Origin of the sequence: Nitrosospira sp. Nsp1 (assembly GCF_900100985.1) — a bacterium.
Taxonomy (GTDB): domain Bacteria; phylum Pseudomonadota; class Gammaproteobacteria; order Burkholderiales; family Nitrosomonadaceae; genus Nitrosospira.
Window position 1 is genome coordinate 50,610 of record NZ_FMUF01000013.1, and the last position, 15,179, is coordinate 65,788.

Consider the following 15,179-nt stretch of genomic DNA (forward strand, 5'->3'; position numbering starts at 1 on the left):
TCTGGATCGTGCGGTGCTCAGGAAGCCTGCGAGGAAATTAAACAAATAAAATCAGGTAATTATAGGATTAATCCGATATATGTAATACGCAGCAATTGCCATTGCAAGCGTCAATGGCTTACATAACTGCTTCGAGGAATTGTCCTGCCGGAGAAGCCGCAAGATATGCAGTCATATAAGCACGTGGAATCGAACTGAATTGAATTGCTTACCGACTCATTAGCCAACTTGATCACGAAGCATTCAACTGGACGACATGAAAGTGAGTAATTCGATGCTGCGGCCGGGCTCCAGCAGCCTGTCGGGCTTGAAGAATCGCAGCGAAAAAGTGGCTGGGCGAGGGCGGATCTTGAGGATTTTGGAGGCCAATAGTTATTCTATTGGCCAAAAAAGCGGTGAAACATGGACCGTCCAGGCGCTTTCGGAGACGCTTTTGCAGCCCGATTTCCTTTAAGTCCGACAGGCTGCTAGCGTTACGCTCTATTTCCGCCAGGCGGATATCACCCCTCGAACATGCTGTATCAACCCGAGAACACGGTTAAGCTGCGCCAGGCCGCTGATTTTCACGGTGAATTGCATCGCTGCGAGATCCCGGCTTTGGGTTCGGGTGGCGGTAACGTCGATTCTCTCGCGCAGAAGGATATTGGAGATATCACGTAGCAATCCTTGCCTGTCCTGCGCCTCGACCTCGATATCGACCTCATAGCGCTCGCCTTTCGCTTTCGTTGTATCGTCCGATACATCCCAGTCCGCCGCAATGACGCGTTTGGCACTTTCTTCACTTAGACGGGATAAACTGGCGCACTGCTGACGGTGTATCGTAATGCCGCGTCCGCGGGTGACAAATCCAATGATGGGATCAGGCGGAGCAGGCTTGCAACATTTTGCCAACACAGTGAGCAGCTTGTCGACACCCGCAACAAGGATACCGCCGCTGGATGGTGCAACGGTCTTGCTACCCTCGGTCAACTCCAGGTCCGGAGCGACTGTTCCGGTCACACCGCTTAGATACGCACCCAATTGACGGCTACTGATATCGCCCCGGGCAACGGCGGCCAGAAACCCGTCAAGTTTGGGAAACTTGAACTCACCCGCCAGCTTATCCAGCGATAGCGCTGTCATACCGTAGCGCTGCAATTCCTTTTCCACGAGCACCCGGCCCTGCGCCAACGAGGCTTCGCGCTCCAGATAGCCAAACCACTGCCTGACCTTCGATCTCGCCCGATGGCTTTTCAGATAGCCCAGGACAGGATTGAGCCAATCACGGCTCGGCCCACCCTGCTTGCCTGAAATGATTTCCACTTTCTGCGCATTTTGCAGTGGATAATCAAGCGGCACCATGACACCATCGATTTTTGCGCCACGGCAGCGGTGACCGAGATCGGTGTGCACGTGGTAGGCGAAATCCACTGGCGTGGCACCCTTGGGCAAGGCAATGACCCTGCCCTGCGGCGTCAATACATAGACCGAGTCCTCAAACAGCGCGACTTTAAAATGCGCCGCCAGTTCTCCCGCGTCCTCGACATCATTCTTCCATTCCAGTATCTGCCGCAACCAGGCAATTTTCTCTTCATACCTGGCGTCACGCTTCGCCCCTTCCTTGTAGCGCCAATGCGCGGCTACACCCATCTCGGAATGGCGATGCATTTCGTGTGTACGGATCTGCACCTCAACCACCTTATCTTCCGGACCAATGACGGCGGTATGCAGAGACCGGTAATCGTTGCCTTTTGGTCTGGCAATATAATCGTCGAATTCCTTCGGGATCGGTATCCAGAGATTATGCACCACGCCCAGCGCGGCATAGCAGTCCTTCACATCGTCCACAAGAATCCTTACTGCACGAGCATCATGGATTTCCTTGAAGTCCACACCCTTGCGTTTCATTTTTTTGTGGATGCTGTAGATATGCTTCGGGCGGCCCGTAACCTCAGCCTTGATTCCCGCCTGTTGCAATTCGTTCTGCAGGTTATCCACCATCAGGGCGATATACTGTTCCCGAACGCGACGCGTATCCTCGAGCAATGTGGCGATTTTTTTATAGCGTTCCGGCTCTACGATCCGAAATGAAAAGTCTTCCAACTCCCACTTCACCTGCCACAACCCCAGGCGATTCGCCAGCGGTGCGAATATATCCATCGTCTCGTGCGCAATCTCCGTGCTTGTCGGAACGTTATTCGCAGCGATATACCGCATCGTCTGCACGCGATCCGCAAGGGCAATGATAACGACACGAATGTCCTCCACCATCGCCAGCAGCATCTTGCGCAATGCCTCGACTTGCGCATTGCGGTCTCCCGCGGTCGAGGCACCTTCGGGCCCCAGCGTTCGGATGCGGCCCATCCGTGCCACCCCTTCCACAAGGTGAGCTATGGTGGGATTGAACGCAGCATGCAATTTTTCCTCGTATCCATCCAGATAATCCGGTACCGCATGAAGTATTCCAGCGGCCAACGTATCGCTATCGACCCGTAACGACGCCAGGATCCATGCTGCGCCCTGTATGTGCTGAGTAACCAGCTCGCCGGTAGGCAGGTATTTATCTGTATAAAGTGAATGGCAAAAATGCAGCGCGCGCCCCAGCATTTCGATTTCATCGGGGGAAAACATGGTCGCGGCGGCTTCCGGCCAGCAAAACCCATCCCAACCTCCGCTGCTGGAAGCAGGTGTTGTGGAAAGAGAAGCCGGAGAAATCCTTGAACCCTTATCTATTAGCTCATCGCGCATTTTTCAGTTTTTGCAGTTGTCCGGGGAACGGGTTTAAAGGAATATCGTCCCACGAAGGTGGAATCCAGAGATATTATCCTGCCAATGTAATAATGCCTTAAGTCAATATTGCGGGATATCCTGCCAATAGCGGCGTCGCAGCATGCGCGAAGTTTCCACGGCGAAATCATTATCCGCAAAGCGCAACAGTATCGCGCCATCGGCGTCACTGCGCAGCAGTCTGCTTCCAAGAGACCGGTAGCGTTCCATCACTTCATCTCTGGGGTGCCCGAAGCGGTTGCGATAACCTACGGTGAATATTACCAGCCTGGGATTCACCTGGCGTATAAACCCCTCCGTTGAAGAGGTTTTACTGCCGTGATGGGGTGCGATGAGCACCGTCGAGGAGAGCGCGTCGCCGTCCCGGGCGAGTAACTGATACTCGGATTTTTTCTCGATGTCGGCGGGCAGCAATACGCTGCCGTGGGCGGTGGTGATCTTCAGCACACAGCTCAATGCGTTGGTTTTGGGCTTGGGCTCACTGTAATTCTGCTCCAGCGGATGGAGCATATCGAAGCGAACCCCATCCCACTGCCACGATTGCCCGGCACGACATCGGTATCCCGAGGAAGCGGCTCGCTGTATCGGGTGGTCGTCTCTCAAAGACGAGACCAGCCATTCCACCGGCACCGCTTCCAGCACCGACAATGCGCCGCCGCTGTGGTCCATGTCGGCATGTGTCACGATCATGCCGTCAAGCTGCTTTATACCTTCGCCCCTCAGGAAAGGGACGATAGTGCGGCTTCCGCTATCCGCCTCGGCGCTGAACCCCGGACCCGTATCGTAGAGTAGCGCGTGATTTTCCGTGCGCGCCACTACCGCGAGTCCCTGGCCGACATCCAGCACCGTCAACCATAATTCCCCCGATGCTGGTTTGGGGGGAAGAACCAGAAATAGCGGCAGCAGCGCTATCATCCCCAGCCAGCGAGCGGGAAAACCTGTGGTAAGCCCCAGCCTTCCCGGCAGCAGCATCCATAGAATTCCGGCCACGCCGGCTGCCACTGCCCAGGCGGGCGGCGCATGCTGGCTCCAGACCGCCTGGGGTACATCGCTCATCCACCGCATTGCCTCCATGCAACCGCTTAGCACCCAGTGCGCGGGCAACAGCATGAAGTCGAGCGGCGGGAAGGTAGCCAGCAGTGTCAAGGGAACCACCACCAGGCTCACCAGGGGGATCGCTATGGCATTGGCAATAGGCGAAACCAGCGATATCTGTTGGAACATGGCCAGAAGGAGGGGTATCAGGCCGAGCGTTATCGCCCATTGCACCCGGGCCCAACCGGATAACCAGTGGATTCTGCCGATGCGCCCGGCCGATATCAGCATGATGACTGCTATTGCACCAAACGATAACCAGAAGCCCGCTGAAAGTACCGCCAACGGATCAAGAAGTATCACTGCCAGCAATGCCCAGGCCAGTACCGCCGTGGCGGAGGTGAAGCGACCCAGCCACAAAGCGATGGCGACTACCCCGAGCATATACACGGTACGCTGCGCCGGTACGGCGAAGCCTGCAAGCAGCGCGTAACCCAGCGCTGCCGCCAACCCCGCGACGACTGCCGCCTTGCGCGCCGGCAACCACAGCGTCAAATGGTGGCTCCTGCGCCACAGCCAGTACACCAGCGCAAAAATGAGTCCGGATACCATGGTAACGTGCAGCCCGGATATGCTCATGAGATGATTTACCCCGGTGCGGGTAAATACTTGCCACTGTTCGCGTGGAATGGCGCGCTGATCGCCGACCGCCAGCGCCACCAGGACACCGGTATAGGCATGGTCGGGCAATACCTGGATGAAACGCTGTCGGATATCCTGGCGCAGGCGCTCAACCCGGTAAGCCGGACGATCGACCATTTCATCCAAGCGCATATTCTCGTCATCTTTGCGCACGTAGCCTGTGGCGCGAAGATCCCGCTCCAGAGCCCACTGCTCAAAGTCGAAGCCGTGGGGGTTGACACTGCCATGCGGACGCCTGAGCCGGACCGTGATGCGCCAGCGCTCGCCGGCATTGACCTGCGGTGGCGCGGTCTCGGAAATCGTCACCTGCTTTCCCCGCTCCTCATACCAGGCGAGCGAGACGCGCGAAGGAACGATGGCCTCTTCGGTCAGCACGCGCTCCACTTCGAAAGCAAAACGGACACTGTTCTCATTGACTTGCGGCAATTCCGCAACCACCCCGATCAACTGGATATCGCGTCCTTCCCATTCGTGCGGGAGCGCATCGGCCAAGCGCCACTGGGCGAAAGCAGTGGCCCAGAAAAACCCCATACCCAACAAGACACCAGCCAATAATACTTTGCCCGTTACGGTAAAAATGTTGGCCCGGCAGCGCGAGAGCAGGAGCGCGCACACCGCGCCAGGCAGGAGCGCCCATGCCCATCGAATATTCGGCAGTTCCGCCTGCTGTTGCAGCAGCCATACTCCAAGGGCAAATGCCAGAATATATGCTCGCATCAGTAATTTCCGCGATTAGAATCGTACAATAAGAAGGAAGGCTGAACTACTGACAAGGTAATGCCGGGCTAGATCGGATCGCGGCTTCAGGTTATACGATAAGCGTCGGTTTGTTGAGTGCTAGGCGTCGCGAAGAGCCGCGGCAGCGGCAGCTGTTTTCTTTAAGTTGGATGGGTTTCTGGTCAGGATTGTCTCCTGTCGACAAGTTATTATGTTTGCATGGCCCGCCGGTATTTCCGTACACTCATTCCATGGTTCGAAAATTCATCAAAAAATATCTGCCTTCTCACGAGACCATTCGGCAGAACCGATTTGTCGGACTATTCGGAGAACGGTTGCATCATCACAATCTATGGCATCTGCACCGGCGTTCAGTTGCGGGTGGCGTCGCGGTTGGATTGTTCACCGGCCTGATTCCCGGCAGCAATCCGATACAATTCTTTTTTGCCGCTTTGTTTGCCATCATTTTCGAGGTGAATCTGCCGGTAGCGGTGGTTACCACGCTCTATTCCAACCCCTTCACTATCCTGCCCATCTATATGGCCGCGTACGCCATTGGCGCGTTCGTCACGGGGAATGGTACCGGCAACATGCCCCAAACAGAACTGCACCTGATGGATAAGGGTATTGGCGAGTGGATACCGGCATTGATGGACTGGGTGGTCTCGCTCGGAAAGCCTCTACTTCTGGGTATGTTCCTGCTGGCGCTGTTGCTCTCTCTCGCGGGCTATTTCCTCGTGCGCGGAGGATGGCGGCTATACACTATTCATGAATGGCGCAAGCGGGCAAAACGACGTGCGGGTATAAAGCGCAGCGACCACGTGGAATGAATGCTGATGAATCCACCAGCGTGTTCAGGCAGATCAAGATAGCGATATATATTGAAGCGGTACATTGCCGTGTTACTCGGCCAATATACCATCCTCCAGGTGCAGTATCCTGCCAGCCTTCCTGGCCAATTCCGGATCGTGGGTGACAATGACAAGGCTTGCGCCCACGTCGTGATTAAGGTCCATCATCAGGTCGAAAACCCCTGCCGCGGTGCGCCGGTCGAGATTGCCGGTAGGCTCATCCGCAAGAACACAGGCAGGCCGGGTGACCAGCGCACGCGCCACCGCCGCACGCTGGCGCTCACCACCCGAGAGTTCTCCCGGCGTATGGGAAACGCGGTGCCCCAAGCCCACCTGTGCCAGAACTTTCGCCGCATTCTCATATGCTTCAGTATTCTTCATGCGTCGAATGAGCAATGGCATGGCGACATTCTCCAGCGCACTGAATTCGGGCAGCAAATGATGAAACTGATATATGAAACCGAGTGACCTATTACGTAAGCGGCATCTTTCTTCTTCATCGATGGCGGCAATTTCCTGCCCCATGATGCGTATGTCGCCTCCCGTGGGTGCGTCCAACCCCCCTAACAGATGCAATAGTGTACTTTTTCCGGAACCCGACGTGCCGACGATCGCAACCGTTTCTCCTGCTTTCACATTCAGATCTATTCCCAAAAGTACCGGCACTTCAAGTTTGCCTTGATAATAACTTTTGCGCAGATTGCGGCAGGCAATAATCGTTTTATTCATACCGCAGCGCTTCTGCGGGGTTGACCCTGGAAGCTCGATAGCTCGGATAAAGCGTCGCCAGCAATGTCAACACAAACGATACCGCAGCCACGGTTATCACGTCGGCGAAGTGCAGGTCCGACGGAATCTCGCTGATGTAATACACCTCCCGCGAAAGGAATTGCACGCTGAACAGGCGCTCGATAGTCGCTATCACCGCCTCTACGTTGTATGCCAGCAGCACGCCGCCGATCACGCCCAATGTGGTACCGAGGATACCGATCAACGTACCCTGAACGATGAAAACCTTCATTATGCTTCGCGGGCTGGCGCCCAGCGTGCGCAGTATCGCGATATCGGACTGTTTGTCGGTTACGGCCATGACCAGGGTGGAAACGATATTAAATGCGGCAACCGCGATGATGAGGGCGAGAATGAGCGACAGCATGCGCTTCTCAATCTGGATTGCGCGGAAATAATTAGCATGCTGACGGCTCCAATCGGTGATGTAAACATCCGCGGAAATCAGTGGTGCAAGCTCTCGCGCTACTTGCGGCGCCTGGAACAGATCATCCAGCTTCAACCGTACACCCGATACCTGATCCTCCTCCATGCGATACAGCTTTTGTGCATCCGCCAAATGGATCAGTACTAGGCCCGAGTCATACTCGAAATGTCCTGCTTCGAAGATACCGACAATTGTGAATTGCTTGAGGCGCGGCAATATACCTGCCGGGGTGACCTGTCCTTGCGGCGAAATGAGGACAATCTTGTCACCCGTGAATACGCCCAGGGTGCGCGATAATTCCCGGCCGATGACAATGCCAAATCTTCCCGGCACGAGATCTTCGAGCTTGCCGTCTATCATCATTCGCCCCAGATCGGCTACGCGGTCCTCCATGTCCGGCAAGACACCTCTAACCACCACGCCACTGACAATCTGATCAAACGAAACCATGCCTTGCGCACTGACATAAGGTGCGGCAGCCTCTACTTCGGGATGCTTGAGTGCCTCATCGGCGACCTTGCGCCAGTCGGTCAATGAGCCGTTGATGCCGCTCACCTGAATATGGGACGCCACACCGAGGATGCGCGTCCGGACCTCTTTCTGAAAACCGTTCATGACCGACATGACCGTAATAAGGGCTGTCATGCCGAGCGTGATACCCATCAGGGAAATCAGGGAAATGAAAGAGATGAAGTGATTACGGCGTTTGGCGCGGGTGTAGCGCAAACCAATAAAAAGTTCGTACGAAGGCACGGATCAACATACCGAGTATGGGGTAACCTGATAGTTTGCCACATTCCGTCATGTCTTAATAGATAAACGCATATCGCGGTGATGGTACCGGCAAATTTTTTAACCGGAAATAGCGCTCCAGGGCTTTAGTCATATTTCGGATCGGATACAGCCATTTTTGCGATGCAATGGCGAGCAGCCTGTCGGATCTAAAAGAAATCGGCTGCAAAAGCTCTGATTCTTCAAGTCAGACAGGCTGCTAGAATTCGCCTCTCAGGCCCACTACGAGCGACCTTCCCGGCAACGGCGCGAAATCCTTCAGGAAAGAGGTATGCACGCGCATCTCTTCATTAAGCAAATTCTTGCCCTGAACGAAGATTTTGATACCGTTCGATTTCGTTTCCTTGATACGGTAAGTCACCTCGACATTCACCAGGGTGTATCCTGGAGTGTTGGTTTCAAGCGCCGCGCGGCGGCTTTGACGCATCACGCGAGTGGCGCTGACGTTCATTGTCAAGGGCCCGGTCCTGTGGTTGAATTCCAGTCCAAACCGTGGTGGAGTGATACGGGGAACGTTGCCTCCATTATTCAGTTTTCCGCGCACATAATCGGCAAACAACCGCAAGTCGATGGTGTCGGGCTTCAATGTGAAGATGGCTTCTGCTTCCGCGCCATAAAATCTCGCTCCGGTCTGCGCGAAATTCTGTACCAGAAAATCGCCAGCGGGATCCAGTGTTCCGGTATCGTCGACGCGATCCGCCACGCCATCCCCATTGGTGTCGGCACTGCGTACGAAAATGTAATTCTCGATCCAGTTATGAAACACATTGACCTTCCATTTCACCATGCCGGTGGTCTTGCGTAGCGCAAGATCGATATTGTTGGTTGTCTCGCTGGATAAGGTGCTGTCACCGGTCTGGAATGTGGCCGTGCCGCGGTGAGCCCCGTGCATGTACAGTTCCTCGGTAGACGGTGCACGTTGCCCTCGCGTGCCAGTCAGGCCCAGCCCATAGCCATCCATGAATTTCCACAAGGTGCCCGCGGAGACGTTATAAAGGCTGAATGCGCGTGACGGATTGATATTGTTCTGCGGATCCTGCGTCGCACGCTCGATCCGGCCGCCGAGTTCCAGCCGCCAACGATCCCAGTTCCGCTCTTCGACCAGGAATAGACCGGCGGAATTGGATTTTGTAACCGGCACTATGGCTTCCTCGCCCAAGGCAGAAAAATTACGATCCTGAAATTGGAAACCGAATGCTCCCTGCCACTTCGCTATCGGTGCATGCAGAAGCTCGGCGCGGCTTTCCAATCCCTGGTTTTTAAATCGGGTCGCAATTTCGCCGGTACTCTCTATTTCATTATGCTTGTAATCGTTATAGCCTACGCGCACCTTAAGCCGATCAAAGCCGCGGAGCGGCTCATTCAGCTCACCTGACATATCATAACGGGTCTGTTTGAGATCGATCTTTGAGCCTTCAGGGCTGGGTATGCCATATTTGCTCTCCAGATGCGAGACCGATATACCCAAAAATCCTTTCTCTCCAATGTAAGAACCACCCGCATAACCACTGGCCGAATTGACTGCGCTGTTTTCAACGATTCCCTTTTTACTGTGGGGGTCGCTTTCATTCGCTCGTCCAGGAATGTGATAATCATCGGTTTTGCGCCTGAACCCTCCTACGCTCCAGGACACCTTCCCAACGCTGCCGGATGCGTTTAAAGCGCCACTACGTTCCGCTGTTGCAGTATTGCCGCGTATCTCGACATCCCCCTTGGGAGATTTGAACAGTTGACTGGGGATTCGGCCGCTTACGACATTGACCACACCGCCGGATGCGCCGCTGCCGTAGAGCAGTGTCGCCGGACCTCGCAGTATCTCGATTTGGGAGGCATTGAACGACTCAACCGTTACCGCATGGTCCGGGCTGATGGTAGAGAGATCGAGCGTACCGATGCCGTTCTCCAATACTCGGATACGAGGGCCGTCAAGGCCGCGAATGATCGGACGGCCTGCGCCCGGACCGAAGGAAGAGGATGCCACACCCAACTCGCGCGAAAGTGTATCGCCCAGGCTCGCTTCCCGCTTGCGGCGCAAATCGTCACCCTGCAATACTGAAACAGGCTGAGCCACATCAAGCTCGCTCCGATTATCAAATGGCGTCGCAGTCACAACGACCGGTTGCAATACCTTGTCCTGGTTGCTCTCCTTGTCCTGGCTTCCCTGCTGAGCCTGAGCATAGGGCATGCTGAATATGGCAAGCACCGTCATAGTGACGATTAATCTCGATAATTTCTGCGCACTTTGTAGAAATGCGTCCAAACCACAACTCGAACCGTTCATGCTGACTTTCTGAAAAGGGGAACCTGGGGTTTTAATCACCCCAGTTACGCCGCGCCCTATTCGATAGCCATCAGCCTCGATGAGCACGAAATGGGCACGACGTGAATGGATCGGCAACGTCAAAATGACGAGTGCCGTTCAAGATCAACTATTAACGAAAAACGAAAGGGAAATTACGCTTGCGGGGGCCCGCGGGTGAAATAAGGGGAAGAGAAACGGGGGAGGACAGGCGCCGATATCGGATACGGCGGAGGCTGGCGCCTCATCTGATCAAAAAAGAAAACGGGCAGAACGGCAACAGCAATACTGAATCCTGTCAGCGCCAGGCAGTCAAGACAGATCTTGTCTCCGTCGAGGCCGCTGTCGGGATGGAGCCCGCTCTCTTCCTGACCACCATCAGCATAAACGTTGCCGATGAGATCGGCGTCGCCAACGTGAGTGAGGGCATGCGCCGCCTGAAGGACCGGCACGAGCGACAACGCCACCACTAAAATCAAAAATAATATCTTACGCAAAATCATCTGACAGCATTTATGCCAATACTCACCGCGCCGGACATTCAGCGTGACGCTCCATGCATAGCAGGAAATCCGGTTATGCGCACTCTGCACATAATCCTTTGACCCTTAATTCAATTTCCCGAGATTGATAACCGGCCGGCAGCGGAGAATCATACTCGGCCTTTATATCATCAAGACAAACTACCCTGGTGCAGCGCATGCATTCAAAATGCGCATGCTGATGATGCGCTACTTGACTATTTGCTCGAAAATGCCATATTCGGTCGTCGCCCACCACCTTATGCACGAAACATTTTTCGTCCAGCCATTCAAGTATGCGATAGAGCGTCACCCGGTTCAGCCTGGGCTTGTCGGGTAAGGATTTTTCGATTTCTTGATGCGTAACCGCTCGCTGTTCCGCAAGCAAAATGGCGAAAACCCGAACCCTGCCGGGCGTCACGCGCTCTCCGCGACGGCGGATCATCTCTTCTGCCTGCTTTTGTAGACTAAACATAAATGCTAGTATTGCAACATAGTTGCATTTAATATAACTGAATAATTGTGCAGGCGCAACCGCGGTTGGGGTGATACTTTCAAAAAAGGAATGCGTCGTTCGGCAAATCGACGCCTGCGGTTCATCGATCTCGCTGATATCCATGTAAATGATCAAATCAAGCCATATTCTTTTTTTCCACTTTCTCCTGGCGCTAACTGGCGTTATCGTCGGGTCGACATCTGCTTCCGCAGGGGCAAGCTATACGGCCAATCCGGATAATTATCTCGCCAGACTGAAGATGCTGGAACCAGGTGCTTACCTGCGGTTACTACCAGGAGAGTATAAAAACGGCCTGCCGATACACTATCTACGCGGCGCCGCACAAGCGCCGATTATGATTTCGGGGCCGGAAAGAGGTCCGCGCGCGGTTTTTGTGGCGCGTCCTGGACATAACACGATCAGCATCATCAATTCGAGCTACGTCGCTATTCGTAATCTGGATCTCGATGGCCGCCATCTGCCGGTCGACGGCGTGAAATGCGAAGGGCATGCGAACTGGGCGCACCACATTACCCTCGATGGGTTACGCGTGATCGGCCACGGCAATAATCAGCAAACGGTAGGCATTTCCACCAAATGCCCGGCCTGGGGCTGGATAATTCGCAACAATGTGATCGAGGGCGCCGGGACCGGCCTCTATCTTGGAAATTCGGATGGGCACGCGCCGTTCATTGCCGGGTTGATCGAGCACAATCTGGTAGTCGATACGCTCGGTTATAACTTGCAGATCAAACATCAGCAATCTCGCCCGCTATTGCCGGAGATGCCGGATGGACGCAATGCAACGATTATTCGTCACAATGTTTTCAGCAAGGCGAATGGAGGGTCCTCCCAGAAGATGGCGAGACCCAACGTACTGGTCGGGCACTGGCCGCTTACAGGATCGGGTGCAGATGATCGTTATCTCGTCTATGGTAATTTTTTCTATCAGAATCCGCATGAATCGCTGTTCCAGGGGGAAGGCAATATCGCGTTGTACAATAATCTGTTCGTAAATCATTTCGGCAATGCGATACGGATTCAACCGCATAACGATACCGCACGCATAATAAGTGTGTTCTACAATACAGTGATAGCCAACGGGTCCGGCATAACACTTTCACAGCGCGAACACGATCCGGCCTATCCACAACTCGTCACTGCCAATATGGTGTTCGCCAGGTCACGTATGCGTGATGCTTTCCTGGAAGGGAACCTGGTCGGCGAGCTCAACGAGGCTTCGGATTTTCTTTCTCGGCCGTTTGCGCCTTTAGGTGAAATGAACCTGGCACCGGCAGGCGGCAATGTGCGGGAGCATGTGGAAGGCAATGTGCATTTCGATATATATCCGGATGCCGATCTGGATTTCGATGGCGATTTACATGGTAAAGGCGGGATAGGCGCCTATGCACTCGACAAAGTCAGGCCTCGCTGGGCTCCAATGCTGGAAATCAAGCCAGCGCCCGTCGCGCAATAATGGAGTGTCATCCGTTGCGCTCAGTTTAATTTCATCCGGCTATGGCTAGGAAAAATGCGCGTTCTGTCCGTTATCGTCGTACTGATTGCCTATGGATCGCTATATCCCGGCGATTTTTCCGAACCTGGCGCGGGGGCTGTAAAGCAATTCCTTACCGATTGGCATTTATTTACTTCCCGGGGAGATATGCTGGGTAATATTGCACTGTTTTTCCCGCTGGGAATGGTGGGAATATTATTTACCCGAAAAAGATTCGATAGCAGGATCGGTGTCGCCACGTTACTCTTTCTGGCACTGATATATTCCTTCAGCCTTCAGTTAGCTCAAATTTGGCTGCCTTCCCGCTCCGCGGCGCTGGCGGATGTGGCATGGAATATGGTGGGTGTGGCAGGAGGTATGGCAACAGCACACCTGATGGCAACGCGCTCATCCGTAAGAGGACAGCCATTTGATGTCGCCTTGCTTGTACCTCTGGTGGTATTGGTATTATGGCTGCTCACCGAATTGTTGCCGCTGGTGCCATCGCTGGATATACAAAAATTCAAGGATGCACTGAAGCCGCTTTTCCTCGAATTCAGCTTTTCTTTCCCGACAATCTTGATGCATGCGGCCGGTGTAGCTGTCGCGGGTAGCGCGTTTGCAGCATTGGGGCAGCGGGCGACTTGGTGGTTGGGGGTCGCGATCCTGCTGGTCTGGGTCGGCAAGGTCGTTATCGTGAATTTGACTCTGGACGCATCGCTTCTCCTGGGGACATTGGCGGGTTATGGCGGATATTGGATCGCGTCGCGCGCCGGTGTCAAAAAGCCGTTTGGAGTGGCGTTCTGGCTGCTGCTGGTCGCCTGGACCATTACCGCGCTAACACCTTTTTCTTCCGCTCCGGGCGGAACCTTCAATGGCATTCCTTTCGCAACCATGCTTCAGGGATCGCTGGAGGTTGGAGTCCGCGGCCTGGTCCAATCGTTGTTTATTTATACTGCGCTGACATGGCTTGCGCACAGAACGGGGCTGAGCATTGGTAAAGCAGTGCTGGGGCTGGCTATCTGGTCTTCTTTTATAGAACTGATGCAGATGGGGTTGCTGGGCCGCACAGCGGATATAACGGAACTTATTTTATTATTGCTGGTTGGCTGGGTCTTGTCGACGGCGCAGGCCCGCCAGCCGGCAACAAAGCTGCAAGCTGGCACGCCAGCGGCCCAATCGCAGCGTGTTGTCGCGCTCAGCGCAGAGGTGAGCGGGAAACGGACCCTCGGTTCAGTAGCAATCGGAGTTGGGATAGGTGCGGCTATGGGTTGGCTGATTACGCAGTCCCCCTTGACGCCGTATAACGTTCGTGAACTGATATACGAGGGTCATCCTGTCCGGTCACTGATATTGCTTGCGGCGCTGTTATATTGGGCGATAGGTTTTCCCATACTGATTGCACAATGGCTGGCTCGGGGTGAGCTGTACCTGCTCAGCTTCCTGCCTCTGGTATTGCTGCATGGGTTAATCGCATGGCTGCTGCTGTGGTCTTCGGTGCCAAGCGAAAGTATCCATGACATTGTTGGATCTCCTGTTTTGGGATGGCCCTGGGAATGGGAATTACTGGGCCGCTTTCTGGCATTATTCAGTTTATGGAGTGTAGCAGCCACGGCGGGGTGCCTTATCGCCGCGTGGCATATCCTTCCAGACCCAAAGTCAGCGCTATTGGGATGGTCGATTGGCGCCTTTCTGCTGATTCCACTTTCATACTACATTGTGGTTTCGGAAGCATCGACAGATAACCTGGTCGAGCTGATAGCGAACAATGGCAGCGTGGGCGCATTTTTGTTCATTGGCCTGGCCATGGCCGAGATTGCGTTTGGTGGAACGAAGGCGGTGTTGGCATCGAGCCCCGGGTTGGCGCACCGGACAAGAGCGACCGCATGGGTGTTTGCTTGCGGCATTTTAGCCTATTTTGCACTCTCTTTTGGTACGGAACAAGTAATCGTCAAGTATGGTCAGGTGTTTTCTGCAATGCAGTTTTTGCTGAGCAGCGATCGTTCGAATCTGGCCGGACCGGGTGAACTGATAGCTCGATACACCGTGCTTTATGGCCTTCTTATCGCAGCAATCATGGTGGTGCAATATCCGCTGTGGCGCTGGATCATATCGGCACTGCCCCGGTCAGGCCGGCATATGGGTGAGTACACGCCCCATCCGCAGCCGAACAATAAGTGCTGAAATCTTTAGCTATGAGCACTGCCATCCGGTGAGCCTCGGTCATATCTGAACCGGGCCTCGAACGCAATCGTGTAACCGGCGCGAACTCCGCACTGTCAACTGGTA

10 protein-coding genes are annotated in these 15,179 nt (G+C 54.5%); 4 read left to right on the top strand and 6 right to left on the bottom strand.

The features are described 5' to 3' along the window. Positions 1 to 480 precede the first annotated feature (480 nt). Both BLP78_RS09650 and BLP78_RS09655 read right to left on the bottom strand, forming a co-directional pair. Complete coding sequence (locus BLP78_RS09650; RefSeq protein ID WP_090458753.1) at positions 481 to 2,727, bottom strand: RelA/SpoT family protein; 2,247 nt, start codon at positions 2,725 to 2,727, stop codon at positions 481 to 483. Positions 2,728 to 2,829: 102 nt separating this feature from the next. Next, positions 2,830 to 5,220, bottom strand: coding sequence for a DNA internalization-related competence protein ComEC/Rec2 (locus tag BLP78_RS09655; protein WP_090458755.1), 2,391 nt, complete (start codon positions 5,218 to 5,220; stop codon positions 2,830 to 2,832). 335 nt (positions 5,221 to 5,555) lie between these two features. Between BLP78_RS09655 and BLP78_RS09660 the strand changes: the two genes are divergently transcribed. Then, positions 5,556 to 6,050 carry a DUF2062 domain-containing protein gene (locus BLP78_RS09660; protein ID WP_256330193.1) on the top strand — a complete coding sequence of 165 codons (495 nt, stop codon included), beginning with the start codon at positions 5,556 to 5,558 and terminating at the stop codon, positions 6,048 to 6,050. 72 nt (positions 6,051 to 6,122) lie between these two features. Here the strand turns inward: BLP78_RS09660 and lolD are convergent, their stop codons facing one another. From lolD to BLP78_RS09675, 3 genes are all read right to left on the bottom strand, one after another. Continuing rightward, positions 6,123 to 6,800 (bottom strand): lipoprotein-releasing ABC transporter ATP-binding protein LolD, encoded by a 678-nt coding sequence (lolD, locus tag BLP78_RS09665; protein ID WP_090458759.1) that lies wholly within the window; start codon positions 6,798 to 6,800, stop codon positions 6,123 to 6,125. Further along, positions 6,793 to 8,040 carry a lipoprotein-releasing ABC transporter permease subunit gene (locus BLP78_RS09670; RefSeq protein WP_090458761.1) on the bottom strand — a complete coding sequence of 416 codons (1,248 nt, stop codon included), beginning with the start codon at positions 8,038 to 8,040 and terminating at the stop codon, positions 6,793 to 6,795. Before BLP78_RS09670 ends, lolD begins: the two co-directional genes overlap by 8 nt. Before the next feature lie 238 nt (positions 8,041 to 8,278). Continuing rightward, positions 8,279 to 10,339, bottom strand: a complete 2,061-nt coding sequence (locus BLP78_RS09675; protein WP_256330194.1) for a TonB-dependent receptor — start codon at positions 10,337 to 10,339, stop codon at positions 8,279 to 8,281. A gap of 200 nt (positions 10,340 to 10,539) precedes the next feature. Between BLP78_RS09675 and BLP78_RS15295 the strand changes: the two genes are divergently transcribed. Further along, complete coding sequence (locus tag BLP78_RS15295; RefSeq protein WP_143002933.1) at positions 10,540 to 10,851, top strand: hypothetical protein; 312 nt, start codon at positions 10,540 to 10,542, stop codon at positions 10,849 to 10,851. A 103-nt stretch (positions 10,852 to 10,954) separates the two neighbouring features. On the opposite strand, the gene BLP78_RS09685 is transcribed toward BLP78_RS15295, so the two are convergent. Beyond that, positions 10,955 to 11,518: a Fur family transcriptional regulator gene (locus BLP78_RS09685; protein ID WP_256330195.1), complete on the bottom strand. Its 564-nt coding sequence runs from the start codon at positions 11,516 to 11,518 to the stop codon at positions 10,955 to 10,957. Positions 11,519 to 11,522: 4 nt separating this feature from the next. On the opposite strand from BLP78_RS09685, the gene BLP78_RS09690 reads away from it, so the two are divergent. Both BLP78_RS09690 and BLP78_RS09695 read left to right on the top strand, forming a co-directional pair. After that, positions 11,523 to 12,872, top strand: a complete 1,350-nt coding sequence (locus BLP78_RS09690; protein WP_256330196.1) for a right-handed parallel beta-helix repeat-containing protein — start codon at positions 11,523 to 11,525, stop codon at positions 12,870 to 12,872. 54 nt (positions 12,873 to 12,926) lie between these two features. Continuing rightward, positions 12,927 to 15,074 (top strand): VanZ family protein, encoded by a 2,148-nt coding sequence (locus tag BLP78_RS09695; RefSeq protein WP_090458766.1) that lies wholly within the window; start codon positions 12,927 to 12,929, stop codon positions 15,072 to 15,074. The last annotated feature ends 105 nt before the right edge of the window (positions 15,075 to 15,179 follow it).

Excerpts from the sequence above, each read along its gene's own strand:
- BLP78_RS09685 (WP_256330195.1), bottom strand. The coding sequence starts at position 11,518 with ATGGATATCAGCGAGATCGATGAACCGCAGGCGTCGATTTGCCGAACG.
- lolD (WP_090458759.1), bottom strand. The coding sequence starts at position 6,800 with ATGAATAAAACGATTATTGCCTGCCGCAATCTGCGCAAAAGTTATTAT.
- BLP78_RS09695 (WP_090458766.1), top strand. The coding sequence starts at position 12,927 with ATGCGCGTTCTGTCCGTTATCGTCGTACTGATTGCCTATGGATCGCTA.
- BLP78_RS09650 (WP_090458753.1), bottom strand. The coding sequence starts at position 2,727 with ATGCGCGATGAGCTAATAGATAAGGGTTCAAGGATTTCTCCGGCTTCT.
- BLP78_RS09655 (WP_090458755.1), bottom strand. The coding sequence starts at position 5,220 with ATGCGAGCATATATTCTGGCATTTGCCCTTGGAGTATGGCTGCTGCAA.
- BLP78_RS09690 (WP_256330196.1), top strand. The coding sequence starts at position 11,523 with ATGATCAAATCAAGCCATATTCTTTTTTTCCACTTTCTCCTGGCGCTA.